This window comes from Actinomadura rubrobrunea NBRC 15275 (assembly GCF_001552235.1).
In the GTDB taxonomy this organism is placed as follows: domain Bacteria; phylum Actinomycetota; class Actinomycetes; order Streptosporangiales; family Streptosporangiaceae; genus Spirillospora; species Spirillospora viridilutea.
Genome location: NZ_BCQU01000095.1, coordinates 1 through 24,557 on the forward strand (window position 1 = coordinate 1; position 24,557 = coordinate 24,557).

Here is a 24,557-nt window from a genome sequence, read left to right on the forward strand (position 1 = left end):
CGCGGCGGCCGCGGACGGCGCGGCGGGCAGGCGGACGGCCGCGCGCCAGCGCTCCAGCCGGGCCTGCGCCTCCTCCAGCAGGTCGCGGGTCCACTCCCAGTCGGTGCGGTAGTGACGGGACAGCAGCGCCAGCCGGATCGCCATCGGGTCGGCGCCGTCGCGCCGCAGCTGCGAGACGAACACCAGGTTCCCGCGCGACTTGGACATCTTCTCGCCGTCCAGGCCGACCATGCCCGCGTGCACGTAGGCGCGGGCGTGCGGGCGTTCGCCGGTGGCGACCTGGGCGTGCGCGGCGCTCATCTCGTGGTGCGGGAAGGCCAGGTCGGAGCCGCCGCCCTCGACGTCGAAGCCCATCCCCAGGTACTCCACGGAGATCGCCGAGCATTCCACGTGCCAGCCGGGGCGGCCCTTGCCGAACGGGGAGTCCCAGCAGGGGTCGCCGGGCCGGTGCGCCATCCACAGCAGCGGGTCCAGGGGGTCCTTCTTGCCCGCGCGCGCCGGGTCGCCGCCGCGCTCGGCGAACAGCGGCAGCATCTCCTCCCGGGTCAGCCTGCTGACGCGGCCGAAGCCGGGGTCGGCCGCGACGGGGAAGTACAGGTCGCCCTCCAGGTCGTAGACGGCGTCCTTGGCGCGCAGCCGCTCCACCATCTCCGCGATCAGCGGGATGGCCTCCACGGCGCCGACGTAGTGGTCGGGCGGCAGGACGCGCAGCGCGGTCATGTCGTCGCGGAACAGGTCGATCTCCCGCTCGGCCAGCTCGCGCCAGTCCTGCCCGGTCTGCCGGGCGCGCTCGAGCAGCGGGTCGTCGACGTCGGTGGCGTTCTGGACGTACCGCACCTCGTGGCCGAGGTCCCGCCACACCCGGTTGACCAGGTCGAACGCCAGGTAGGTGGCGGCGTGTCCGAGATGGGTGGCGTCGTAGGGGGTGATGCCGCAGACGTACATCCGGGCGGTGCCGCCGGGCCGGGTGGCCCGCGCCTCCCCCGCTCCCGTGTCGTGGAGGCGCAAGGGGGACGAGGGGGCCGGAAGACCGGCTGCGGGCAGGCGGGGAACCTCTGGAGCGGGCCACGATCGCATACCGGAAAGCTTATCCAGGGCCCGTTCGCACTCTTGCGCCGAGATCATCCGTATTGTCTGGGATGCGGTCAGGGCATCCGGATGCGCGGGTCCAGCGCGGAGTGCGCGACGTCGGCGGCCAGGCCCGTGACGATCACGCACGCGGTCACCAGCAGCGTCACCCCGATCACCACGGGGGCGTCGCCGGAGGCGATCGACTGCTGCACCAGCTGCCCCACGCCCTGCAGGCCGAACACCTTCTCGGTGACGACGGTGGACCCGATCAGCGCCCCCACGTCCACGCCGAACTGCGCGACGACCGGCGGCAGGGCGGCCCGCAGCCCGTGGCGGCGCAGCACGCGCCGCTCCGGCACGCCCTTGGCGCGGGCGGTGCGCACGTAGTCCTCGGCGAGCGCGTCCAGCATCGCGCCGCGGGTGAGCCGGGCGTAGGCGGCCGCCATCAGCAGCGCCAGCGCGCACCACGGCAGGATCATGCGGCGCCAGAAGTGCTCCTGCAGGGGCGGCCCGGCCTCGAAGATCCCGAGGCCGCCGGCGAACGCCTGCAGCAGCACCAGCGCCAGCACGAACGGCGGCGCCGACATCCCGGCCAGCACGAACACCGTCGTCAGGCGGTCCCACACCCCGCCGGGCCGGGCGGCGCCCAGCACGCCCGCCGTCACGCCGCCGACCAGCCACAGCACGCTCGCGCCCAGCACCAGCCACAGCGTGGTGGGCGCCCGCTCGGCGATCAGCCGCGCCACGGGGACGCCGGTGACGTAGGACTCGCCGAGGTCGCCGCGCAGCAGGCGCAGCATGAAGTCGCCGTACTGGACGGCCAGCGGACGGTCCAGGCCGAGATCGCTGCGGATGCGGGCGAGGGTGTCGGGCGTGGCGCGCGGCCCGCCGATCACGTGCTCCACCGGCACCGGGGACAGGTGCAGGAACGCGAACACCAGCGTGGACACCAGCCACAGCACCACGAGCGCGTGCAGCAGCCTGCGGACGACGAACGCTCCCACCCCGGCGACCCACCTTCCCCGCGAGATCGCGACGGGTAACGAAGTTAGCACCGACGGTGACGTTTCGGGTGGGGGTCGGCGGAACGGGGCTCAGAGCACCCGCTGCCAGGCGTCCGGATCGCCGGGCGCGGCCGAGAAGTCGAAGCGGACGCCGTCGCGGCGCAGCGCGACCAGGCTCACCGACGTGGTCCCCCACACGCCCGCCTCGCCGAAGTCGACCAGCGGGAGCAGGGCGCGCGGGTCGGTGCGCGGCAGCCCGGCGCCGTTCGCCAGCGCAAGCCATTCGCCCCACGCCTGCGCGGCCGCCCCGTCGCGGGGTTCGGGACGGGCGGCGGCCTCCAGCCGGGGGCGGAAGTAGGCCAGGCGCGCGTCCATGTGCCGGTCGCCGTCGTCGAGCTGCCCGTCCTGGCGGCGGCCGCGCCCCTCCAGGCCGTTGTTGACCACGATGTGCAGCCCGGGGCCGAGCGCGCGTTCGACGAGCGCGGCGCCGTCCCAGCTCCACAGGCGCGCCGCGTCCGGCTCGGCGCACAGCAGGTGGAACGGGTCGAAGCGCTCCAGGTCCAGGCCGTCGAGCCCGCCGTCGGCCGCCGCGCGCAGGGGCAGCTCGCCGCGCGAGGACCGCGCCGCCGCGGGCGCGTCGCGGCCCCGGCCGTTCAGCACGGTCGCCACGCGCGGGGCGGCCGGGTCGACGGCCAGCCAGGTGCCCCCGGCGCGTCGGTCGCGGCCGCCGATCAGCCCCGGCCGGTCCGGCCAGTGCCGGCCCGGCGGCTCCCACGCGCGGAGCAGGAACTCGTCCCGGACGCCCATCAGCAGCACCGGGACGGACGAGGAGGGGTCGAGGCTCACGATCGCCGTGCACATGCGTGCTATTGGAGCATTCCCCCCGGAACGGGCGATGCGCGGGGTCGGCGGGCGCGCGGCGGGGGCGGCCCGCCCGCGGGTCACAGCGGAGGCCAGGGGATGGCGGGCCAGTCCTCCGGCGGGTAGGGGTGGATGCGGTGCTTGAGCATCAGCTCGACGCGGCGGCGGGTGGCGTCGATCTCCTCGGCGGTCAGCAGCCCGGCCAGGCGGCCGGACAGCGAGCCGTCCCTCAGCGCCGCCCGCACGCGGCCCAGCGCCTCCAGCGCCTCGTCGGTCAGCCGCTTGCCGCGCCACTGCCACAGCACGGTGCGCAGCTTGTACTCCACCGAGAACGACACGCCGTGGTCGCAGCCGTACACGTGGCCGTCGCCGGGCGGCAGCAGATGCCCGATCTTGCGGTCGGCGTTGTTGATGACGGCGTCGAACACCGCCAGCCGCCGGACCGCCTCGTCGTCCGACCGCGACAGCGCCACCAGGTCGACGTCCGGGTCGGGCTCCACCCACAGCTGAACCATGCCGGGCCCGTACGGGCCGTCGCGGTGCACGGTGGGCGGCACGGTGTTCCAGCCCATCGCCTGCGACACCAGGTAGGCGGCGACCTCGCGCCCGGCCAGCGTGCCGTCCGGGAAGTCCCACAGGGGACGCTCCCCCGCCACCGGCTTGTAGACGCAGGCGGCGGTGAGGCCCTCCCACTCGATCGAGCAGTACAGCGTGGCGTTGGACGCCTGGACGAGCCGCCCCTCCACGGTCAGGCGGCCGTGGCTGAGCAGCCGCTCGGCCATGTCGGTGTCCCGGGGGGAGACGGTGCGGCCGGGACCGCCGTCGGCGGGGGTGCGGTCCCGGGAGGGCTGCGTCATACGTCCATTCTCGCGGGCGCCGCGCCCATGATCCAGCACGGGCGGTTTGGAGGTGCGGCGCCGCCGCCCCCTGTGCCGCGCCCCGCGCGCCCGCCGCCCGTGCTCCGGGGACGCGCGCTCCCCCTCCGGGACGTCCCGCCGTTCAGCCATGGCCGCCGTCCGCGCGGCGCGCGGTCGCGCCGTGCGCGCTCCTGTCGTGCGCGGTCGCGCCGCCGACGCTCATGCCAGGTGCCCGTTCTGGCGGGGGCAGATGTGGCCGGCGGCGTCCAGCGGGAGGCCGCACAGCGGGCACGGCGGGCGGCCCGCCGCCACCACCTTCAGGGCCCGCTCGGCGAACGCCCGGGCCTGCGCGGCGGTGATCCGCACCCGCAGCACCGTGATCGCCGGGTCGTCCTCGCCGATCTCGACCTCCTGGTCCTCGCCCTCGGTGACCTCCTGCGCCTCGATGATCACCCGTTCGTCCTCGGGGTCCCACGCCAGCGCCATGGTGCCGACCCGGAACTCCTCCTCGACCGGCTGGTCCAGCGGGCCGTCGTCCCGCAGCTCGGCGGGCGTGACCGCGGGCACCGGGGCGGTTCCGCCGCTGCGCCGCAGGATCTCGTCGAGCAGCTCCTCGAGCCGCTCGGCCAGCAGCGTCACCTGGAACTTCTCCAGGCCCACGCTGGTGATCCGGCGTCCCTCGCGCGCCTGCAGGTAGAACGAGCGCTCCCCCGGGCGCCCCACGGTGCCGGCGACGAACCTGTCCGGCAGTTCATAGGAGATGACCGGCATGCTACGAACCCTACGCGCTGCGGACCCTACGCGCCGCCGCCGACCGCCGCGTCGCCGCTCGCCCCGCCCTGCTCCCGCTCGCCCTCGGGCGGGGGCAGCAGGTCGTCGACGCCGCCGCCGGTGTCGTTGAGGCGCACCACGAACGGCCGCAGCTCGGTGTACCGGATGACGGTGAGCGACGCCGGCGCCGCCTGGATCCGCTGGAACTGGTCCAGGTGGAGGCCGAGGGCGTCGGCGACGACCGCCTTGATGACGTCGCCGTGGCTGCACACGACGTAGGCGGCGTCCGGGCCGTGCTCGGCGGCGATCCGGGCGTTCCAGTCGCGGACGGCGGCGACCGCGCGGTGCTGGGCGTCGGCCAGCGACTCGCCGTCCTCGCCGGGGAAGCGCGCCGCGCTGGGGTGGGCCTGCACGACCCGCCACAGCGGCTCCTCGGCCAGCTCCTTGAGGGGGCGGCCCGTCCAGTCGCCGTAGCGGACCTCCCCGAACCGCTCGTCGACCTCGACCTTGTCGACCGGGGCGGCGCGGCCGGCGGCGATCGCCTCGGCGGTCTCCAGGCACCGCTCCAGGGGGCTGGACACCACCGCCGCCAGCGGCACCGGCGCCAGTCGCTCGGCCAGCGCCCGCGCCTGCTCGCGGCCGCGCTCGTCCAGGTGCACCCGGGGGGTCCAGCCCGCCAGCACAGGGCCGGTCAACGCGGTGAGTCCGTGGCGGACCAGCAGCAGCGTCGTCACGACACGCACTCTACGAGATGCGCCGCGCGGATGTGATCAACGCGACCGGCGGGGTGGACCCGTCCGCCGGGCCGCTACTGTGACCGCCTATGGAAGAGCGTCACCTCGGGCGCAGCGGGCTGCTGGTGTCCCGGTTGGGCCTGGGCACCATGACGTGGGGCCAGGACACCGAACCCGACGAGGCGGCCGCGCAGTTGACGGCGTTCGTCGACGCCGGGGGCACCTTGGTCGACACGGCAGACGTCTACAGCGAGGGCGACAGCGAACGCATCCTCGGGCACCTGCTGCGCGAGGTGGTGGACCGCGATTCGATCGTGCTGGCGACGAAGGCGGCGATCCGCCCGGACGGCCGCTACGACGGCTCCCGGCGGCACCTGCTGGCGGCCTTGGACGCGTCCCTGGAGCGCCTGGACGTCGACAACGTCGACCTGTGGCAGCTGCACGTCTACGACCCGTCGACGCCGCTGGAGGAGACGCTGTCGGCGGCGGACGAGGCGGTGTCCAGCGGCCGCACCCGGTACGTGGGCGTGTCCAACTACGCGGGCTGGCAGCTGGCCAAGGCGGCGGCGTGGCAGAGCGCCTGGCCGGGCCGCGCCCCGATCGTGTCGGCGCAGATGGAGTACTCGCTGCTGCGGCGCGACATCGAACGCGAGGTGCTGCCCGCCGCGCTGGACGCGGGGGTGGGGGTGCTGCCCTGCTCGCCGCTCGGCCGGGGGGTGCTCACCGGCAAGTACCGCACCGGCATCCCGGCCGATTCGCGGGCCGCGGCGCCGCACCTGTCGGAGTTCGTCCAGCCCTACCTGGACGAGGAGTGCGGCCGCATCGTGGAGTCGGTGGTGACCGCCGCCGAGGGGCTGGGCGTGTCGCCGCTGAGCGTGGCGCTGGCCTGGGTGCGCGACCGTCCCGGAGTGGTGGCGCCGATCGTGGGGGCGCGGACGGTGGCGCAGCTCGAGCAGGTCCTGCGCAGCGACGCGCTCACCCTGCCGCAGGAGATCCGGGAGGCCCTGGACGACGTGTCCGATATGTCGGCGTCTCATCCGTGACCCCGCGCGGGTGCGCATGGCACCCTCGGGGACCGTTGTCCGCGACCGAACCCCGGCCCGGCCGCCGAGCGACGCAGCGGCCGGCGCCGAGAGCTGTGACGGGAGGCCCGTGACCGACTCCGCGTCCGACCTGGCCAGGCTGTTCGAGGAGGCCGGCGCGCCCGCCGAGCTGGTGCCGCGCGCCGCCGCGCGGCTCGGCGCCGACGCGGCCGCCCGGCTGCGCGCCGACCCGTGGCTGCTGCTGCGGGTCCCCGGCGTGCTGCCGCGGCAGGCCGACCACTTCGCCCGGCGGCTGCTGGGCGAGCAGGCGCGTCCCGATGACCCGCGCCGGGGGCGCGCGCTGGCGCTGCACCTGCTGACCGAGGCCGCGCGGCACGGCCACACCGCCACGCCCGTCGCGGACGTGGTATCGGCGCTGGAGGGGCTGCGGGTGCCGGACCCGCGACGGGCGATCGACGGCGCCCTCGACAGCGGCGAGGCGGTGGCGCTGATCGAGGAGCCGGACTTCGACCCCGAGTCCCCGGAGGCGCTGGAGGAGGAGCCGCCCGAACCGGAGGAGTCGCTGGGCGTGGCGCGGTGGGCGCTGGCCGAGGAGTCCGCCGCGGAGGGGTTCCAGCGCCTGACCGCGACCGCCGCGCCGCTGCTGGACGACGCGACGATCAAGGCGGTGCGGGCGGGCCTGCCCGAGGACCGCGCCCTGGCGCTCACCGCCGCGCTGCGCACCGGCGTCAGCGTCCTGCGGGGCGCGCCCGACGAGCTGGCGGACGCCGCGCTCGGCATCGCCGCGGTCGCCGCCGAGCACGGGCTGCGCGTCGCCGTCGCCGCGCCCACCGACCGCGCCGCCGCCGACCTGGCGCGCGGCGGGATCCCGGAGGGCGCGGTCGTGGGGCTGCACCGGCTGCTGGAGCCGCGGCCCGCGCCCGAGACGGCCCCGCCGGGGACGGTGGTGTTCGGGCGCGGCGAGCAGAACCCGTTCGACCTGGACCTGGTCGTGGTGGCGGACGCGTCCGGGCTGGACGTGGAGATGGCCGCCGTGCTGGCGGAGGCCTGCCCGGACGGCGCCCATCTGGTGCTCGGCGGCGAACCGGGGGCGCTGCCGCCCGCCGGGCCCGGCCGCGTCCTGGACGACCTTGAGGCCTCGGAGACCGTGCCGGTCGTCGCTCTCGAACCGGCGGGCGAGGCCGGTCCGCTCCGGACGTTGACGGAGGCGGTGCGCGGGGGCGCGCTGGCGTCCGTCGACGCACCGGACCGCGAGGTCGTGGTCGTCCCCGCCGCGTCCGGCGCCGAGGCGGTGCACCGCGCCGTCCAGCTCGTGACCGACTCGATCCCCCGCGCGCTCGGCATCCCCGTGGAGGACGTCCAGGTCGTCACGCCCGCCGCGGCAGGGGAGGCGGGCGCCGCGGCGCTCAACGCCGCTCTGAAGAACCGGCTCAACCCCGGGCCGGGCCGGTACGGCGGCTTCGACCCGGGCGACCGCGTCATCGTCGCCGCGCCGCTCCCCCAGGCGGGCCTGGGCGAGCCGGGCGTGGTCGCCGGCGCCGACGCCGAGGGGCTGCGCGTGGAGTTCGCCGGCGGCGCCGCCGTGGTCCCGCCCGCGCTGACGACGCGGCTGCGGCACGGCTGGGCCGCCACCGTGGCGCTCGCCCGCGGCACGCGCCGGCCCGCGGTGGTCGCCGTGCTGCCGGGCGAGGCGGAGGCCGCGCTGTCGCGGCCGCTGGTGGCCGCCGCGTTCGGGCTGGCGCTGCGCCACCTGTCGGTGGTGCAGGCGGCCGGACCCGCCCTGGCCAGGGCCGTCGGCGAGGTGGACGCCCCGCCGAGACGCACCAGGCTGGCGCGGCTGGTGGTGCGGTAGCCGCGGCCGGCGACCGCGACGCCAGGACGGCGTGGCCGGCCGCCGCGTCCGGCGCCGCCGGCGCGGTCGCGGCGCTCAACGCCTACGCCTGCGCGATGGCGCACCGCTTCCGCCGGGCGCGCCGGGTGCGCCGCCTCCGCGCCCGCTGGGCGCGCCGGGCGGCCCGTCGGGCCCGCCCGGCGGCGTCACCGCGTGAAGGGCGTCACTCCACGAAGCCGGTGTCGGGGGCGCCGACGGCGTGCAGGCCGCCGTCCACGTGGATGATCTCGCCCGTGGTGGCGGGGAACCAGTCCGACAGCAGCGCCACGACCGCCCGCGCGGTGGGCTCGCTGTCCTTGATGTCCCAGCCGAGCGGCGCGGTCTGCGGCCACAGCTCGGTCAGACCCGCGAAGCCGGGGATGCTCTTGGCCGCCATCGTGGCCAGCGGCCCGGCCGACACCAGGTTCACCCGGATGTTCTTCGGGCCCAGGTACTTGGCCAGGTAGCGCGAGCACGACTCCAGGCCCGCCTTGGCCACGCCCATCCAGTCGTACACCGGCCACGCCTTCGAGGCGTCGAAGTCCAGGCCGACCACCGACCCGCCGTTCTCCATCAGCGGCAGGCACGCCATGGTGAGCGACTTCAGCGAGTACGTCGAGGCGTGCAGCGCGGTCGCCACGTCCTCCCACGGCGTGTCCAGGAACGTGCCGCCCAGCGCGGACTGCGGGGCGAACCCGATCGCGTGCACCACGCCGTCCAGCCGGTCGAACCCGTGCTCGGCCAGCCGCCCGGCCAGCGCGTCGAGCTGCTCCTTGTCGGTGACGTCCAGCTCGATGACCGGCGGCGGGTTGTCCGGCCCCGACGGCAGCCGCTTGGCGGTGCGCTGGGTGAGCGTCGGGCGCGGGTAGGCGGTCAGCGCCACCTGCGCGCCCTCCTCCTGCGCGATCCGCGCCACGTGGAAGCCGATCGAGGCGTCGGTGAGGACGCCGGTGACCAGGATCCGCTTGCCTTCCAGGATGCCCATGATCGGTCAGTGCCCCATTCCCAGGCCGCCGTCCACCGGGATCACGGCCCCGGTGATGTAGGCGGCGTCGTCGCTGGCCAGGAACCGCACGGTCTTGGCCACCTCCTCCGGCCGCGCCACCCGGCCCAGCGGGATCGCCTGCTTGATGGCGTTCTGCCGCTCCTCGCTGAGCGCGGCGGTCATGTCGGTGTCGACGAAGCCGGGCGCGACCACGTTGACGGTGATGTTGCGGGAACCCAGCTCGCGGGCCAGCGAGCGGGCGAACCCCACCATGCCCGCCTTGGAGGCGGCGTAGTTGGACTGGCCCGCCGAGCCCAGCAGGCCCACCACCGACGACACCAGCACGATCCGGCCGCCGCGCTTGCGCATCATGCCCTTCACCGCGCGCTTGGCCACCCGGAACGCGCCCGTCAGGTTGGTGTCCAGGACGGAGGTGAACTGCTCCTCGCTCATGATCGCCAGCAGGGTGTCCTCGGTGATCCCGGCGTTGGCGACCAGCACCTGCACCGGCCCCTGCTCCGCCTCGACCTTGGCGAACGCGGCGTCGACGTCCTCCATGCTGGTCACGTCGCAGCGGACGCCGAACAGCCCCTCGGGCGGCTCGCCGGACCGGTAGGTGACCGCCACCGCGTCGCCCGCGGCCTGCAGCTCGCGCGCGATCGCCAGCCCGATCCCCCGGTTCCCGCCGGTCACAAGGACAGAGCGACTCATCTGGGTACCCTTCATCGACTCACGACAGCCGTGCCGAGCGTATCGACCTACCGCCGGTAACGCGGATGTGCGGGGTCCACAAGATCCCCCCATCGCCCTTTGTCGGGGCCGCCGCCCCCGGGCGCGTCCGCTCCGGGTTATTGGGCGGCGGCCCGGGCGGGCGCCGGGTAGGTTGCGAAAGGTGCACGAGATCGATTCCGACTTCACCGCGCTTCCCTTGCGCGAGCTCGCCGACGCGGCCCTGACCCGGGCCCGCGAGCTGGGCTGCGAGCACGCCGACTTCCGCCTGGAGCGCATCCGCAGCCAGACCCTGCGCCTGTACGACGCCGCGCTGGAGACCGCGCTGGACGCCGACGACCTGGGCCTGTCGGTCCGCGTGGTCAAGAACGGCACCTGGGGGTTCGCCGCCGGCATCGACCTGTCCCCCGACGGCGCCGCCCGGGTCGCCGCGCAGGCCGTGGAGGTGGCGGCGGTGGCCGCGGCGCTCAACCGCGAGCCCATCGAGCTGGCCCCCGAGCCGGTGCACGGCGAGCGCACCTGGGTGTCCGCCTACGAGATCGACCCGTTCACGGTGCCGACCACCGAGAAGGTGGCGCTGCTGGCCGACTGGAGCCGCCGCCTGCTGGACGACCCGCGCGTGCAGCACGTGGACGCCACGCTGCTGCAGGTCAAGGAGAACAAGTTCTTCGCCGACCTGGCGGGCACCGTCACCACGCAGCAGCGGGTCCGGGTGCACCCGGCGGTCGACGCGGTGGGCATCGCCGACGGCGTGTTCGACACGATGCGCACGCTGGCGCCGCCCGCCGGGTACGGGTGGGAGTGGCTGACCGGCGCGCACTGGGACTGGGACGGCGAGCTGGCGCGGCTGCCGGAGCTGCTGGCCGAGAAGCTGGCGGCGCCGTCGGTGGACCCGGGCCTGTACGACGTGGTCATCGACCCGTCCAACCTGTGGCTGACCATCCACGAGTCGATCGGGCACGCCACCGAGCTGGACCGCGCCCTGGGGTACGAGGCCGCCTACGCGGGGACCTCGTTCGCCACCCCCGACAAGCTGGGCACGCTGCGGTACGGCTCGCCCGTCATGAACGTCACCGGCGACCGCACCGCCGAGCACGGCCTGGCCACCATCGGCTACGACGACGAGGGCGTGCAGACCCAGTCGTTCGACATCATCACCGAGGGCGTGTTCACCGGCTACCAGCTGGACCGGCGCATCGCCCGCCTCACCGGCGCCGAGCGGTCCAACGGCTGCGCGTTCGCCGACTCGCCCGCCAGCATGCCGCTGCAGCGCATGGCGAACGTCTCGCTGCAGCCGGCGCCGGACGGGCCGTCCACCGAGGAGCTGATCTCGGGGGTCGAGCGCGGCATCTACATCGTCGGCGACAAGAGCTGGTCGATCGACATGCAGCGGTACAACTTCCAGTTCACCGGGCAGCGCTTCTACCGCATCGAGAAGGGACGGCTGGCCGGGCAGCTGCGCGACGTGGCCTACCAGGCCACCACCACCGATTTCTGGAACTCCATGGAGGCCGTCGGCGGCCCGCAGACCTACGTGCTGGGCGGCGCGTTCAACTGCGGCAAGGGCCAGCCCGGGCAGGTCGCGCCGGTCAGCCACGGCTGCCCGTCGGCGCTGTTCCGCGGGGTCAACATCCTCAACGCGCGCAAGGAGGCCGGCCAGTGACCGAGATCCGAGGAGGGGGCGCCCCCGGTCGGCGCTCCGCGGGCACCGTGACGCGCCCCCAGGAGGCCGTCGAGCGGGCGCTGGAGCTGTCCCGCACCGACGACTGCGTGGTCATCGCCGAGGAGACCACCACCGCCAACCTGCGCTGGGCGGGCAACACCCTCACCACCAACGGCGTCACCCGCTCCAACCGCCTCACCGTGGTCGCGCTGCGCGGCACCGCCGGCGGCGTCGCCGCGGGCGTGGTGTCGCGGACCGCCGTCGCCGCGGACGACGTGGAGGACGTGGTGCGCGCCGCCGAGGCCGTCGCGGAGGGCAACGAGCCCGCCGACGACGCCGCGCCGCTGGTGACCGGCGCCGCGCCGGACGCCCGCTGGGACGACGACCCGGCCGAGACCGGCGTCGGCGTGTTCGCGGACGTGGCGCCCGCGCTCGGCGAGGCGTTCGCCGCGGCCGACGCCGCCGGGCGCCGCCTGTACGGGTTCGCCAACCACCAGGTGACGTCCACGTTCCTGGGCAGCTCCGCCGGGCTGCGGCTGCGGCACGACCAGCCCACCGGGCTGCTGGAGCTCAACGCCAAGGACGGGCGGGGCGGCTCGGCGTGGGCGGGCGTGGGCACCCGCGACTTCACCGACGTGGACGTGCCCGGCGTCGCCGCCGACCTGGCGCGCCGCCTGGAGTGGGGCGCCCGCCGCGTCGAGCTGCCCGCGGGCCGCTACGAGACGATCCTGCCGCCCAGCGCCGTCGCCGACCTGATGATCTACCTGTACTGGTCCGCGGGGGCGCAGGACGCCCACGACGGCCGCACGGTGTTCAGCGCGCCGGGCGGCGGCACCCGCGTCGGCGAGAAGCTGGCGAGCCTGCCGGTGCGGCTGTCCAGCGACCCGGCCGCGCCGGGGCTGGAGTGCGCGCCGTTCGTCATCGCGCACGCCTCCGGCCGGGAGCAGTCGGTGTTCGACAACGGCCTGGCGCTGTCGGCCACGGACTGGATCGCCGACGGCACGCTCACCGCGCTCACCCAGACGCGCCGGTCGGCCGAGCGCACCGGGCTGCCGCTCACCCCCGGCATCGACAACCTGATCATGACGGGGCCGTCGTCCGGCGGCGGCGCGTCGCTGGACGACATGGTGGCGCGCACCGAGCGCGGCCTGCTGCTGACCTGCCTGTGGTACATCCGCGAGGTGGACCCGCAGCGTCTGCTGCTCACCGGCCTCACCCGCGACGGGGTGTACCTCGTCGAGAACGGCGAGGTCGTCGGGGCGGTCAACAACTTCCGCTTCAACGAGAGCCCCGTCGACCTGCTGTCGCGCATCGGCGAGGTCGGGGCCACCGCGCCCACGCTCCCGCGCGAGTGGTCCGACTACTTCACCCGCACCGCCATGCCCGCGCTGCGCGTCGGCGACTTCCACATGTCGACCGTCAGCCAGGCGACCTAGCCAGGCGCCCTAGTCAGGCGCCCTCGCCAGGCGACTCAGTCAGGCGGCCTAGGAGGCGCAGTCGTCACGTCGGGCCGTCGCGGCCGGGACCGCTGTTCCCGCCGCGGCGGCCCGTCCACGGCACGCCGTCGGCGCCCAGGGCGCCTCAGGCCTCCTCAGGCCTCCTCAGGGCTCCTCCAATCGGAAGCCGACCTTCATGGTGACCTGGACGTGGGCTATCCGGCCCTGGTCGAGCTGGCCGCGGATCTCCACGACCTCGAACCAGTCCAGGTGCCGCAGGGTCTGCGCGGCGCGGGCGATCCCGTTGCGGATCGCGCTGTCGACGGATTCGGGCGAGGTGCCGACGATCTCGGTCACCCGGTACGTGCGGTCGGTCATGTGGCGCCCTCCCTGGTGTCGCCGTCGGGCCCCCACGGGCGTACCGTGGGAATGTGAAGGTGATTCCCCGCAGGCGTGCCGCCGTCTACACGGTGACCGACGCGCCCAAGCCGATGTCGGAGGACATCCGGTACCGGCAGCGCCGCTACCTCATCTCGATGGGCATCCGAACGGTCTGCTTCGTGGGGGCGGTGGTCGCGGCGATGCTGGGCGCACCGTGGTGGCTGGTGTTTCTGCTGGTGGTGGGCGCGGTGTTCCTGCCGTACATCAGCGTCATCTTCGCCAACGGCGGCCGCGAGCCGCAGCCGTCCGCCCGCTTCACCGACGAAAGCCCGAGCCGGAACGAGATTTCCGGACGGCGTCCGGAAATCGGGTCGTGACTTTCTCTTGACTAAGGGCGGGGGGTTTCGGTGTACGATTTGTCTCGGCGCTCTGGTCCCCCGTCGGAGCGCCCGTGCCGGTGTTCCGGGCCCCCGTCGGAACACCGATGACGCGACGCCGGGTGGATTGCCCCCGTATCCACCCGGCGTCGCTTTCTCTTTGCGGGGGCCGGCGCCGCTCGCCGATACCGCCGCGTTCCACTGTGCCGAACGCGCGTGAACGCGCCGCTGTTCCCGCCGCTGACCGGACCCGGCCACGCCCTTCCCGGCCCCGCGGTTCGGCCCTCTCGGCGGCGTTCAGGGCCGCGCGGGGGCCGCGGGGAAACGCGCGGGACCTCCCTCACCGCGTTGATAATCGAACGGGATTCCAATTAGGTTGGCGTCCGTCCGGATAAGCGGCGGAGCAGGGAGGCGGTATGGCCGGGACGCGGGTCGCCATCGTCACGGGCGCGGCGCGGGGCATCGGCGCGGCGACGGCGGTGCGGCTGGCCCGCGAGGGGTTCGCCGTCGCCGTGTGCGACCTGGACGAGGCCGCATGCGCGGGCACCGTCGCGGAGGTCGAGAAGGCGGGCGGCCGGGGCCTGGCCGTCGGGGTGGACGTGGCGGACTCCGACGCCGTGCGGGCCGCCGTCGACCGGGTGGCCGCCGAGCTGGGGCCGCCGGTGGTGCTGGTCAACAACGCCGGCATCATCCGCGACAACCTGCTGTTCAAGATGTCCGACGACGACTGGGACGCGGTCATGGCGGTGCACCTGCGGGGCGCGTTCCTGATGAGCCGGGCCGCGCAGGCGCACATGACCGAGGCGGGCTGGGGGCGCATCGTCAACCTGTCGTCGGTGTCGGCGCTGGGCAACCGCGGGCAGGCGAACTACTCGGCCGCCAAGGCGGGCCTGCAGGGCTTCACCAAGACGCTGGCGATCGAGCTCGGCCGTTTCGGGGTGACGGTCAACGCGGTCGCGCCCGGGTTCATCGCCACGGAGATGACCGCGGCGACCGCGGCGCGCCTGGGCGTGGACTTCGAGGACTTCAAGGCCGCGGCCGCCAAGGAGATCCCGGTGCGGCGGGTCGGCGTGCCCGAGGACGTCGCCGGGGTGGTGGCGTTCCTGGTGAGCGACGACGCCTCGTTCGTGTCCGGACAGGTGATCTACGTGGCGGGCGGGCCGCGCGACTGACCCGCCCGGCGGCGCGCCTAGCGGCGCAGCACGGCGGCGAGCTGGGCGGCCAGCACGCGGGGGGCGTCCACCAGCGACGGGCCGTACCAGGTCAGGTACCGGCCGTCGACGAGGGCCACGTCCACGCCGGGGAAGCATTCGGGGCCGTCGTCGGCGGTGAAGCGGTACGGCTCGTCCGGCAGCACCACCAGGTCGGCGCCGGCCGCGGTCAGCTCCGCGATGCCGATCTTCGGGTAGCGGTCGGGGTGGTCGGCGTAGACGTTGTCCACGCCCAGCCGGGCCAGGACGTCGCCGGCGAAGGTGTCGCGGCCGACGACCATCCACGGCCGCCGCCACACCGGGACGATCGCCGACCGGCGCCGCCGCGGCGCGGGGAGCCCGGACCACGCGCGGGCGGCCGCGTCCAGCCAGGCGGGCGCGGGGACGCGGCACGCCTCGGCGAGCATGCGGCGCAGCGAGGCCAGGGCCCGGTCGACGGTGCGGATGTCGGTCATCCACACCGGGATCCCGGCCGCGCGCAGCGCCGCCACGTCCGCGGGGCGGTTCTCCTCGGCGTTGCCGAGCACCACGTCGGGACGCAGGTCGGCGATGCGGTCCAGGTCGGGGTTCTTGGTGCCGCGCACCCGCGCGACGTCGAGGCCGGGCGGGTGGGTGCACCAGTCGGTGGCGCCGACGAGCAGGTCCGGCGCCGTGGCCGCGACCGTCTCGGTCAGGGACGGCACCAGCGACACCACGCGGCGCACCCGGTCCGGGACCGGCACGGGCGCGCCGGTGTCGTCGAGCGGGACGCCGCCGGACGCGGCATCGGGCGGGACGCCGCCGGAGGCGGCATCGGGCGGAACGCCGCCCGAGGGGGCCGGCGCGGGCGGACGGGCCATCACACGTTGCGCCGGTACTGGCCGCCGACCTCGAAGAACGCGTCGGTGATCTGCTGGAGGCTGCACACGCGCGCCGCGTCCATCAGCACCGCGAACACGTTCTCGCCGGACCGGGCGGCCTCCTTCAGCCGCGCCAGGGCGGCCTGGGCCTCCTCGCGGTGGCGCTCCTGGAAGGCCCGGACGCGCTCCAGCTGCGAGCGCTTCTCCTCCTCGGTGGCGCGCGCCAGCTCCAGCGGCCCGCCCGACGCGTCGTCGCCGTCGGGGTTGCGGAAGGTGTTGACGCCGATGATCGGCAGGGAGCCGTCGTGCTTGCGCCGCTCGTAGAGCATCGACTCGTCCTGGATGCGGCCGCGCTGGTAGCCGGTCTCCATGGCGCCGAGGACCCCGCCGCGCTCGCTGATGCGGTCGAACTCGGCCAGCACCGCCTCCTCCACCAGGTCGGTGAGCTCGTCGATGATGAACGAGCCCTGCAGCGGGTTCTCGTTCATCGCCAGGCCCCACTCCTTGTTGATGATGAGCTGGATGGCCAGGGCGCGGCGCACCGACTCGGCGGTGGGGGTGGTGACGGCCTCGTCATAGGCGTTGGTGTGCAGGCTGTTGCAGTTGTCGTAAATGGCGATGAGGGCCTGCAGCGTGGTGCGGATGTCGTTGAAGTTCATCTCCTGGGCGTGCAGCGAGCGCCCGGAGGTCTGGACGTGGTACTTCAGCTTCTGGCTGCGTTCGTTGGCGCCGTAGCGCTCCCGCATGGCGATGGCCCAAATGCGCCGGGCGACCCGTCCGATGACGCTGTATTCGGGGTCCATCCCGTTGGAGAAGAAGAACGACAGGTTGGGCGCGAAGTCGTCGACGTCCATGCCGCGCGCCAGATACGACTCGACGTAGGTGAACCCGTTGGCGAGCGTGAACGCGAGCTGGCTGATGGGGTTCGCCCCGGCCTCGGCGATGTGGTACCCGGAAATGGACACCGAGTAGAAGTTGCGGACCTTGTTGGCGATGAACCACTCCTGGATGTCGGCCATCATCCGCAGGGAGAACTCGGTGGAGAAGATGCAGGTGTTCTGCCCCTGGTCCTCCTTGAGGATGTCGGCCTGCACGGTGCCGCGCACGGTCGACAGGACCCGCTGCCGCACCTGCGCGGCCTCCTCCTCGGTGGGCTCGCGGCCGTGCTCGGCGCGGAAGGCGTCCAGGCCCTGGTCGATGGCGGTGTTGAGGAAGAACGCCAGGATCGTGGGCGCCGGGCCGTTGATCGTCATCGAGACGGAGGTGGTCGGCGCGGTCAGGTCGAACCCGTCGTAGAGCGCCTTCATGTCGTCCAGCGTGGCGATGGAGACGCCGGACGTGCCGACCTTGCCGTAGATGTCGGGGCGCTCGTCGGGGTCGCGGCCGTACAGCGTCACCGAGTCGAACGCGGTGGACAGGCGGGTGGCGGGCTGCCCCTCCGACAGCAGCTTGAAGCGGCGGTTGGTGCGGAACGGGTCGCCCTCGCCGGCGAACATCCGCGCCGGGTCCTCGTTGTCGCGCTTGAACGGGAACACCCCGGCGGTGAAGGGGAACCGCCCCGGCAGGTTCTCCGACCGCAGGAACCGCAGCAGCTCGCCGCGGTCCTCGTAGCGGGGCAGCGCGACGCGCGGGATGCGGTTGCCCGACAGCGACTCCCTGGCCAGCTTGGTCTTCAGCTCCTTGTCGCGGACGCGGACGACCAGCTCGTCCCCCGAGTACACCTCGACGGTCTTCGGCCACTCTTCGAGCAGCGCGGCGCTCTCGTCGGACACCTGGCGGCGCGCGTCCTCCAGCAGCTCGGCGACCTCCTCGGCGGCCGCGCCGTCCGCGGACAGCTCCTCGCGCACGGCCTCCAGGCGCTGCACCCGCCGCACGGCCTCGACCTGGCGGGCCGTCTCGGCGTGGTAGGCCCGCACGGTCTCGGCGATCTCCGACAGGTAGTTCGCCCGGGCGGGCGGGATGATCTGCGCCGCGCGGGTGGACGCGCGGGTGTCGACCTTGGGCAGTGTGCCGGGCTCCAGGTGCAGGCCCCGCTCGGCCAGCAGCCCGGTCAGGTGCTGGTAGAGGGCGGTGACGCCGTCGTCGTTGAAGGTGGCGGCGCTGGTGCCGAACACCGGCATGTCCTCGGGCCGCGCCCCGAACGCCTCGCGGTTGCGGATCATCTGGCGCGACACGTCGCGCAGCGCGTCGGCGGCGCCGCGCCGCTCGAACTTGTTGATCGCCACCACGTCGGCGAAGTCCAGCATGTCGATCTTCTCGAGCTGGGAGGCGGCGCCGAACTCGGGCGTCATCACGTACAGCGACACGTCGGCCAGCGGCACGATCGCCGCGTCGCCCTGCCCGATGCCGGGCGTCTCCAGGATGATCAGGTCGTGGCCGGCGGCGCGGCAGGCGGCGATGATGTCCTCGATGTGCTCGGGCAGCTCGCGGGCGCCGCGGGTGGCCAGCGACCGGAAGAACACGTGGTCGCCGTCCAGGGAGTTCATCCGGATCCGGTCGCCGAGCAGGGCGCCGCCGCCGCGGCGCCGGGTCGGGTCGACGGCCAGCACCGCCACGCGCAGCTTGTCCTGCTGGTCGACGCGCAGCCGCCGGACCAGCTCGTCGGTCAGCGACGACTTCCCGGAGCCGCCGGTGCCGGTGATGCCCAGCACCGGGACGGTGCGGCGGGCGGCGGCCTCGGCGAGGATCTCGCGGTCGCGGTCGGGCAGCCGGCCCTCCTGCAGGCAGGTGATGGCGCGGGCGAGCGCGCGCCGCTCCCCGGCCAGCACGCCCTCCACCGGCTCGGGCGGCAGTTCGACGTCGCACTCGCGCACCAGCTCGTTGATCATGCCGGGCAGGCCGAGCCGCTGGCCGTCCTCCGGGGAGTAGATCCGCACGCCGGAGCGGGCCAGCCGGGCGATCTCCTCGGGCACGATCACGCCGCCCCCGCCGCCGAAGATCTTCACGTGGCCGGCGCCGGACTCGCGCAGCAGCTGAGCCAGGTACTCGAAGTACTCCACGTGGCCGCCCTGGTAGGAGCTGACCGCCACGCCCTGCGCGTCCTCCTCCAAGACCGCGTCCACCACCTCGCGCACGGACCGGTCGTGCCCGAGGTGGATCACCTCGGCGCCCTGCGACTGCAGGATCCGCCGCATGATGTTGATCGCCGCGTCGTGCCCGTCGAACAGGGCCGCCGCCGTCACGAACCGCACCGGGCGCGCCGGGACGTGCATTGCCACCTCGCCATGGTCGGGGGCCGCTCAGGCAAGCCCTTGGACCTCCAATATTTGGAAGCTAAACTAATTCCCGCGCGGCACGCGGTCAAGGCCGCGGTGACGGGACGACGCGCGGATGAAGGGCCGGGCGAAGGGATACGGTGAGGCGGTGCCCGTTCACGACCCCATCGCCGAGGCGCACCGGCAATGGAGCGCGCGCTGGCCCGAACACGCCGACCGGATGGCCGCCGTCACGTCCGTGATGCGCGTCCAGCAGCTGCTGCTCGCCCGCATCGAGAGCGTCCTCAAGCCCCACGGCCTGACCTTCGCCGCCTACGAGGCGCTGCGCCTGCTCGCCTTCACCCGGACCGGCGCCCTGCCCATGGGCAAGATGGGCGCGCGCCTGATGGTCCACCCCGCGTCGGTCACCAACGTGATCGGACGGCTGGAGCGCCGCGGCCTCGTCCAGCGCCGCCCCTCCCCCGACGACCGCCGCGTCGTCCTCGCCGAGATCACCCCCGCCGGGCGGGAGCTGGCCGAGGACGCGACCCGCGCCCTGCACGAGGCGTCGTTCGGCCTGCCCGACCTGACCGCCGAGCAGGTCGCGGAGATCACCGCCGTGCTGCGCGCGGTGCGCGCGTCGGTCGGCGAGGTCCCGCCCGAGCCGCCCCGGCCGCGAGCGGGCGTTGACTTCCCCGCGGATGATGCGAGCGTGGGAGGCGATCACCGGCAGGACACCTGAGATCACCGGCAGGACACCTGAGGGGGTACCGGCGTGGCGAACGAGACCGTCTTCACCTACGGCGCGCCGCAGCTGAAGTTCGGGCCCGGCGCGGCCGACGAGATCGGCTACGACCTGGCGCGGCTCGGGGCGCGGCGGGCGCTGGTGGTGACCGACCCCGGCGTGGCCGCCACGGGCGCCCCGCAGCGCGTCGCGGACGCCATGAAGGCCTACGACGTGACGGCGACCGTGTTCGACGGCGTGCAGGTGGAGCCGACCGACGAGAGCCTGCGCCGCGCGGTCGCCTACGCCCGCGACACCGGCCCCTACGACGCGTTCGTGGCGGTCGGCGGCGGGTCCAGCATCGACACCGCCAAGGCCGTCGACCTGCTGACCACCAACGAGGGCGACCTGGCGGACTACCTCAACCCGCCCGTCGGCGCCGGACGCGCCCCGGCCCGGCCGCTGCTGCCGCTGGTGGCCGTGCCCACCACCACCGGCACGGGGGCCGAGAGCACCACCGTGTGCGTGCTTGACGTGCTGGAGCTGAAGGTCAAGACCGGCATCAGCCATCCGGCGCTGCGCCCCGCCCTGGCCGTGGTGGACCCCGACCTGACGGTCAGCCAGCCGGCCGAGGTGACGGCGTCGTCCGGGATGGACATCGTCTGCCACGCCCTGGAGTCGTACACGGCACGGCCCTACGACGCGTTCGAGCGCAAGGCGCCCGAGCGGCGCGTGCCGTACTGCGGCGCCAACCCGATCTCCGACATGTGGTCGGAGCGGGCCCTGGCGCTGGTCGCCCGGTCGCTCCGCGCCGCCGTGCGCGACGGCGGCGACCGGCGCGCCCGCGGCGACATGGCGCTCGCCGCCACGTTCGCCGGTCTGGGGTTCGGCAACGCGGGCGTGCACGTCCCGCACGCCAACGCCTACCCGATCGCGGGCCGCGTCCGCGGCTTCCGCCCGTCCGGCTATCCCGGCGACGGGCCGCTCGTGCCGCACGGCATGGCCGTGTCGCTGACCGCGCCGGAGGCGTTCCGCTTCACGTTCGAGGCCTGCCCCGAGCGGCACGTGCGGGCGGCGGAACTGCTCGCGCCCGGCATGGAGCGTCCCGACGACCCGTCCGAGCACCTGCCGCGCGCGCTGCTGGCGCTGATGCGCGACATCGGCGTCCCCGACGGCGTGGGCGCGGTCGGCTACACCGAGGCGGACGTGCCGGACCTGGTGGCGGGCACGATGAAGCAGCAGCGCCTGCTGGCCATCGCGCCGCGCCAGGTGACCGAGGACGACGTCGCGGGGATCTTCGTCCGTTCGCTGCGGCTGTGGTGACCGGGGGCGCCCGGCGCGGCGCTCAATGGTCGCGCACCCAGGCGTCGATGAGATCGGCCACCTGGGGGCGCGACCGCCGCAGGTAGTGGTCGTCCCTGACGAACTCCAGGCGCTTGTCGGCCGCGGCCAGCGCGCCGAACAGCGCCCGCGCGTCGCTGTCGAACACGCCCTCGTCGGCGGTCGCGTGGATCACCAGCGACGGCACGGTCACGCGCGCCAGGTGCGGCGCCGCCGTGCACTGGGAGGTGCGCAGGCTCCACATCGACAGCCAGGTCCGCAGCGTGCACGTCGCGGCGATGCCGAACACGCCGTAGTTGGCCCTGAGCGGCTCGCCCGCGTAGCAGCGGTTCGGCGGCCGGTCGGACGGCTCGATCGCCGGGTCGATCATCCGCAGGTCCGCCCACGTGCGGTGCACGGCGAACACCTGGTCGCGGGCGCGGGTGCCGCGCAGGTCGGCGAGCCGGTCGAGCGCCCAGTCGGTGATGCGGTCGTTGCGGGCGCGCTGGGCGGCCCGGTAGCGGCGCTGGAACTCCTCGTCGAACGGCGGCCCGTTGGCCGGGTCGAACGGGTCGAGCGCGGGGTCCGCCGACAGCGGGTCGGTCTCGTCGGTGACCGACGGGTCCATCCAGGCGGTGAGCACCTCGGGGCGGCCGCGGTGCGCGGCCAGCGCGACGAACAGGTCCCCGGCCGGCAGGTCCTCGACGGCCTCCACGGGACGCATCCCGGCGACGGGCGCGACGTTGGGCTCCACCGCCTGCGACTGGTAGGCGGCCATCAGGGAGCCGCCGCCGGAGTTGCCGAGCAGGACGACGCGCTCGGCCCCCGCGCGCTCGCGCAGCCAGCGCACCCCCACGCCGATCTCGGCGAGCGCGTGGTCGAGCAGGAAGTACGCCCCGTTGCCGCGGAACCGCGTGTTCCAGCCGAGGAAGCCGTAGCCGCGGCGGGCCAGGTGCTCGGCCAGGTAGTGCTCGGAGAAGTCCACGTCGTAGTGGGCGGCGATGAACGCCGTCCGCGGCGGCGGCCCGGCGGCCGGACGGTGGTAGACGCCCTGGCAGGGATGCCCGCCCGCCCCGGCGCGGCCGCCCAGCGGAGACGGCAGCCCCACGAACTCCCGGACGACCTCCTCTGCGCCCCGACGGCCCATCGGCGCCCCTTCCCTCGGCGGCCCTCCGCCGGTCGGAGACGGTGACCCCACCCTGGATCAATGGAGCCTTGTACCGGTATATACCGTGGTTGACCCGGACCGCGGGCGGGTGGGGAACCGGTACGACGGAGTGCCGGGCGCGCCTGGGGGGGACCGGGCTGGAGCGAGACATGACCGAGGCACCTCGGAAGCCGGAAACACTCACCTACGGCTCGTACCTGCGGCTGGACAAGCTGCTGTCCTGCCAGGAACCGCGCACCGACGCGCACGACGAAATGCTGTTCATCGTCATCCACCAGGTGTACGAGCTGTGGTTCAAGCAGATCCTCCACGAGGCCGCGCTGCTGCAGCGGCGGCTCGAGGAGGGCAACAGCGCGGGGTCCCTGCACACCGCCCGCCGCATCGCGAAGATCCTCAAGACGGTGGTCGGGCAGATGGACATCCTGGAGACGATGACGCCCTGGCAGTTCGCGACGTTCCGCGGCGCACTGGGCACCTCCAGCGGGTTCCAGTCGGACCAGTGGCGGCGGATCGAGGCGGTGCTGGGGCGGCGCACGTTCCCGGCCTCCGACCTGCGCGACGACCCGGAGCTCAAGGAGGCGGTGCGCCGCCGGGCGCTGCCGGACTCGCTGATGCGCTACCTGGCGGAGCGCGGCCGCCCCGTCCCCGCCGAGATCCTCGACCGCGACCCGGCGCAGCCGTGGTCGCCCGACCCCCGCGTCCAGGACGTCCTGCTGGCGGTGTACGCCGACGAGAGCTCCCCCGAGGCGCAGGTCTGCGAGTCCCTCGTCGACCTGGACGAGGGCGTCCAGGAGTGGCGGTACCGCCACCTCAAGATGGTGGAGCGCACCATCGGCGCCAAGATCGGCACCGGCGGGTCGGCCGGGGCCGACTACCTGCGGCGCACGCTGTTCGTCCCCGCGTTCCCGGACCTGTGGGAGGTCCGCTCGAAGATCAAGGAGGAGCCCGTCGATGGCGCGTGAGCAGACCGTGGCCGTGGTCGGCGCGGGGCTGGCCGGGTGCCTGCTCGCCACGCTGCTGGGGCGGCGCGGCATCCCGGTGACGGTGTACGAGCGGCGTCCCGACCCGCGGGTGGCCGGCCACGAACGAGGCCGTTCCATCAACCTGGCGATCTCCACGCGGGGGCTGGCCGCGCTGGAGGAGGTCGGGCTGCGCGAGGAGGCCCTCGCCCGCGCGCTGCCCATGCACGGCCGCATGGTGCACCCCCTGGGCGGCGAGCAGAACTTCCAGAGCTACAGCGCCGACGGCACCCGCGCGATCAACTCCATCAGCCGCGCCGAGCTGAACATGGCGCTGCTGGAGGCCGCCGAGGCCACCCCCGGCGTGACGGTGCGCTTCGGGCACCGGCTCACCAACGTCGACGCCGAGAAGGGGCGGCTGACGCTGGAGACGCCGGACGGCGTCGTCACCGAGGACGTCGACGTGGTGCTGGCCGGGGACGGCGCCTACAGCGCGGCCCGCCGCATGACCGAAGGGGTCGAGCCGTTCACGCACACCCAGGACTTCCTGGAGCACGGCTACAAGGAGCTGACCATCCCGCCGGTGGACGGGGAGTTCGCGCTGAGCCCCGACGCCCTGCACATCTGGCCGCGCGGCAACGCCATGATGATCGCGCTGCCGAACCTGGACCGCTCGTTCACCTGCACGCTCTTTTGGCCCAAGGCCGACTTCGACGCCCTGGACACGCCGCGCAAGGTCCGGGAGCACTTCGAGGCCCGCTACCCCGACGTGGTCGGGCTCATGCCGGACCTCGCCGACGAGTTCGCGCGCAACCCGGTCGGGTCGCTGGTCACGGTGCGCACCTGGCCGTGGGTGCGCAGCGGGGCGGGCGCCACGGTGGCGCTGCTGGGCGACGCCGCGCACGCCATCGTGCCGTTCTACGGGCAGGGCGCCAACTGCGCGTTCGAGGACTGCGTCGAGATCGACCGCTGCCTGGACGAGACGGGCGGGGACTGGCGCCGCGCACTGTCGATCTACCAGGAGCGGCGCAAGCCCAACACCGACGCGATCGCCGAGATGGCGCTGGACAACTTCGTGGAGATGCGCGACCGGGTCGCCTCCCCGGTGTTCCGGCTGACCCGCGCCGCCCAGCACGCGCTGGAGCGGCGGCTGCCGGGCCGGTACGTGTCGCGCTACGAGCTGGTGTCGTTCAGCACCGTGCCCTACGCGCAGATCCCCGAGCGGCTCAAGCGGCAGAACCGGGCGCTGGCGGCGGCGGGGCTGGCGGCGTTCGCGGCGACGGGGCTGACGGTCCGGGCCGCTCGCGCGGCGCTGCGCCGCCGGGCCGGCGGGTCGGCGGGTGCGGCCGTCCGCGCCCCC

General features: G+C 74.4%; 22 protein-coding genes. 10 read left to right on the plus strand and 12 right to left on the minus strand.

The features are described from left to right. The 6 genes from mshC to AR3_RS23860 all read right to left on the minus strand — a co-directional run. On the minus strand, positions 1–1,077 hold a 1,077-nt coding region (gene mshC, locus AR3_RS23835), incomplete at its 3' end, for a cysteine--1-D-myo-inosityl 2-amino-2-deoxy-alpha-D-glucopyranoside ligase (protein WP_067917043.1). 68 nt (positions 1,078–1,145) lie between these two features. Beyond that, positions 1,146–2,075: an ABC transporter permease gene (locus AR3_RS23840; protein WP_067917014.1), complete on the minus strand. Its 930-nt coding sequence runs from the start codon at positions 2,073–2,075 to the stop codon at positions 1,146–1,148. 90 nt (positions 2,076–2,165) lie between these two features. Next, complete coding sequence (locus AR3_RS23845) at positions 2,166–2,936, minus strand: NRDE family protein (RefSeq protein ID WP_067917016.1); 771 nt, start codon at positions 2,934–2,936, stop codon at positions 2,166–2,168. Between the two features lie 80 nt (positions 2,937–3,016). Further along, entirely contained in the window at positions 3,017–3,793 is a 777-nt protein-coding gene (locus tag AR3_RS23850; protein ID WP_083951855.1) for an Rv2133c family protein, read from the minus strand. A gap of 219 nt (positions 3,794–4,012) precedes the next feature. Beyond that, positions 4,013–4,564: an Rv2134c family protein gene (locus tag AR3_RS23855; RefSeq protein WP_067917018.1), complete on the minus strand. Its 552-nt coding sequence runs from the start codon at positions 4,562–4,564 to the stop codon at positions 4,013–4,015. Between the two features lie 26 nt (positions 4,565–4,590). Continuing rightward, positions 4,591–5,298, minus strand: coding sequence for a histidine phosphatase family protein (locus tag AR3_RS23860; protein ID WP_067917019.1), 708 nt, complete (start codon positions 5,296–5,298; stop codon positions 4,591–4,593). Positions 5,299–5,387: 89 nt separating this feature from the next. Here AR3_RS23860 and AR3_RS23865 point away from each other — a divergent pair, with 89 nt between their 5' ends. Together AR3_RS23865 and AR3_RS23870 are read left to right on the plus strand one after the other, a co-directional pair. Beyond that, positions 5,388–6,341 carry an aldo/keto reductase gene (locus tag AR3_RS23865; RefSeq protein ID WP_067917021.1) on the plus strand — a complete coding sequence of 318 codons (954 nt, stop codon included), beginning with the start codon at positions 5,388–5,390 and terminating at the stop codon, positions 6,339–6,341. 109 nt (positions 6,342–6,450) lie between these two features. Then, positions 6,451–8,193 (plus strand): helix-hairpin-helix domain-containing protein, encoded by a 1,743-nt coding sequence (locus AR3_RS23870; RefSeq protein WP_067917023.1) that lies wholly within the window; start codon positions 6,451–6,453, stop codon positions 8,191–8,193. A 202-nt stretch (positions 8,194–8,395) separates the two neighbouring features. Here the strand turns inward: AR3_RS23870 and fabI are convergent, their stop codons facing one another. Together fabI and fabG (AR3_RS23880) are read right to left on the minus strand one after the other, a co-directional pair. Further along, positions 8,396–9,196 carry an enoyl-ACP reductase FabI gene (gene fabI / locus AR3_RS23875; RefSeq protein ID WP_067917025.1) on the minus strand — a complete coding sequence of 267 codons (801 nt, stop codon included), beginning with the start codon at positions 9,194–9,196 and terminating at the stop codon, positions 8,396–8,398. A gap of 6 nt (positions 9,197–9,202) precedes the next feature. Beyond that, complete coding sequence (fabG, locus tag AR3_RS23880; RefSeq protein WP_067917027.1) at positions 9,203–9,907, minus strand: 3-oxoacyl-[acyl-carrier-protein] reductase; 705 nt, start codon at positions 9,905–9,907, stop codon at positions 9,203–9,205. A gap of 181 nt (positions 9,908–10,088) precedes the next feature. On the opposite strand from fabG (AR3_RS23880), the gene AR3_RS23885 reads away from it, so the two are divergent. Then, the gene (locus AR3_RS23885; RefSeq protein ID WP_067917029.1) at positions 10,089–11,588 is read left to right on the plus strand and encodes a TldD/PmbA family protein; all 1,500 of its coding nucleotides are present in this window, start codon (positions 10,089–10,091) and stop codon (positions 11,586–11,588) included. A 5-nt stretch (positions 11,589–11,593) separates the two neighbouring features. Beyond that, positions 11,594–13,024: a metallopeptidase TldD-related protein gene (locus AR3_RS23890; RefSeq protein WP_227023165.1), complete on the plus strand. Its 1,431-nt coding sequence runs from the start codon at positions 11,594–11,596 to the stop codon at positions 13,022–13,024. A 165-nt stretch (positions 13,025–13,189) separates the two neighbouring features. Here the strand turns inward: AR3_RS23890 and AR3_RS23895 are convergent, their stop codons facing one another. Further along, entirely contained in the window at positions 13,190–13,402 is a 213-nt protein-coding gene (locus AR3_RS23895; protein ID WP_067917031.1) for a dodecin, read from the minus strand. A 53-nt stretch (positions 13,403–13,455) separates the two neighbouring features. On the opposite strand from AR3_RS23895, the gene AR3_RS23900 reads away from it, so the two are divergent. Together AR3_RS23900 and fabG (AR3_RS23905) are read left to right on the plus strand one after the other, a co-directional pair. After that, positions 13,456–13,782 carry a DUF3099 domain-containing protein gene (locus AR3_RS23900; RefSeq protein ID WP_067917033.1) on the plus strand — a complete coding sequence of 109 codons (327 nt, stop codon included), beginning with the start codon at positions 13,456–13,458 and terminating at the stop codon, positions 13,780–13,782. Between the two features lie 416 nt (positions 13,783–14,198). After that, positions 14,199–14,954, plus strand: a complete 756-nt coding sequence (fabG, locus tag AR3_RS23905) for a 3-oxoacyl-ACP reductase FabG (RefSeq protein WP_067917035.1) — start codon at positions 14,199–14,201, stop codon at positions 14,952–14,954. 17 nt (positions 14,955–14,971) lie between these two features. Here the strand turns inward: fabG (AR3_RS23905) and AR3_RS23910 are convergent, their stop codons facing one another. Continuing rightward, a complete protein-coding gene (locus AR3_RS23910; protein ID WP_169803880.1) occupies positions 14,972–15,832 on the minus strand; it encodes a helical backbone metal receptor in 861 nt (286 codons plus the stop codon). Then, positions 15,832–19,044, minus strand: coding sequence for a fused isobutyryl-CoA mutase/GTPase IcmF (icmF, locus tag AR3_RS23915; protein WP_067917036.1), 3,213 nt, complete (start codon positions 19,042–19,044; stop codon positions 15,832–15,834). The genes AR3_RS23910 and icmF overlap by 1 nt, the downstream gene beginning before the upstream one ends. Positions 19,045–19,195: 151 nt before the next feature. Here icmF and AR3_RS23920 point away from each other — a divergent pair, with 151 nt between their 5' ends. Together AR3_RS23920 and AR3_RS23925 are read left to right on the plus strand one after the other, a co-directional pair. Further along, positions 19,196–19,768 carry a MarR family winged helix-turn-helix transcriptional regulator gene (locus tag AR3_RS23920; protein ID WP_227023159.1) on the plus strand — a complete coding sequence of 191 codons (573 nt, stop codon included), beginning with the start codon at positions 19,196–19,198 and terminating at the stop codon, positions 19,766–19,768. 33 nt (positions 19,769–19,801) lie between these two features. After that, positions 19,802–21,073, plus strand: coding sequence for a hydroxyacid-oxoacid transhydrogenase (locus tag AR3_RS23925; protein ID WP_067917038.1), 1,272 nt, complete (start codon positions 19,802–19,804; stop codon positions 21,071–21,073). Between the two features lie 22 nt (positions 21,074–21,095). On the opposite strand, the gene AR3_RS23930 is transcribed toward AR3_RS23925, so the two are convergent. Then, the gene (locus AR3_RS23930; RefSeq protein ID WP_067917040.1) at positions 21,096–22,217 is read right to left on the minus strand and encodes an alpha/beta hydrolase; all 1,122 of its coding nucleotides are present in this window, start codon (positions 22,215–22,217) and stop codon (positions 21,096–21,098) included. A gap of 170 nt (positions 22,218–22,387) precedes the next feature. Here AR3_RS23930 and AR3_RS23935 point away from each other — a divergent pair, with 170 nt between their 5' ends. Both AR3_RS23935 and AR3_RS23940 read left to right on the plus strand, forming a co-directional pair. Continuing rightward, positions 22,388–23,200: a tryptophan 2,3-dioxygenase gene (locus tag AR3_RS23935; protein WP_067917042.1), complete on the plus strand. Its 813-nt coding sequence runs from the start codon at positions 22,388–22,390 to the stop codon at positions 23,198–23,200. Continuing rightward, positions 23,190–24,557, plus strand: a 1,368-nt coding sequence (locus AR3_RS23940; RefSeq protein ID WP_083951859.1) for an FAD-dependent oxidoreductase, incomplete at its 3' end; no start/stop codon positions are given. The genes AR3_RS23935 and AR3_RS23940, both read left to right, overlap by 11 nt.

What these genes read in the sequence shown, in the direction of transcription:
- AR3_RS23845 (WP_067917016.1), bottom strand. Translation starts at nt 2,936, where the DNA reads ATGTGCACGGCGATCGTGAGCCTCGACCCCTCCTCGTCCGTCCCGGTG.
- AR3_RS23850 (WP_083951855.1), bottom strand. Translation starts at nt 3,793, where the DNA reads ATGACGCAGCCCTCCCGGGACCGCACCCCCGCCGACGGCGGTCCCGGC.
- AR3_RS23855 (WP_067917018.1), bottom strand. Translation starts at nt 4,564, where the DNA reads ATGCCGGTCATCTCCTATGAACTGCCGGACAGGTTCGTCGCCGGCACC.
- AR3_RS23865 (WP_067917021.1), top strand. Translation starts at nt 5,388, where the DNA reads ATGGAAGAGCGTCACCTCGGGCGCAGCGGGCTGCTGGTGTCCCGGTTG.
- fabI (WP_067917025.1), bottom strand. Translation starts at nt 9,196, where the DNA reads ATGGGCATCCTGGAAGGCAAGCGGATCCTGGTCACCGGCGTCCTCACC.
- fabG (WP_067917027.1), bottom strand. Translation starts at nt 9,907, where the DNA reads ATGAGTCGCTCTGTCCTTGTGACCGGCGGGAACCGGGGGATCGGGCTG.
- AR3_RS23895 (WP_067917031.1), bottom strand. Translation starts at nt 13,402, where the DNA reads ATGACCGACCGCACGTACCGGGTGACCGAGATCGTCGGCACCTCGCCC.
- fabG (WP_067917035.1), top strand. Translation starts at nt 14,199, where the DNA reads ATGGCCGGGACGCGGGTCGCCATCGTCACGGGCGCGGCGCGGGGCATC.
- AR3_RS23910 (WP_169803880.1), bottom strand. Translation starts at nt 15,832, where the DNA reads ATGGCCCGTCCGCCCGCGCCGGCCCCCTCGGGCGGCGTTCCGCCCGAT.
- icmF (WP_067917036.1), bottom strand. Translation starts at nt 19,044, where the DNA reads ATGCACGTCCCGGCGCGCCCGGTGCGGTTCGTGACGGCGGCGGCCCTG.
- AR3_RS23930 (WP_067917040.1), bottom strand. Translation starts at nt 22,217, where the DNA reads ATGGGCCGTCGGGGCGCAGAGGAGGTCGTCCGGGAGTTCGTGGGGCTG.
- AR3_RS23935 (WP_067917042.1), top strand. Translation starts at nt 22,388, where the DNA reads ATGACCGAGGCACCTCGGAAGCCGGAAACACTCACCTACGGCTCGTAC.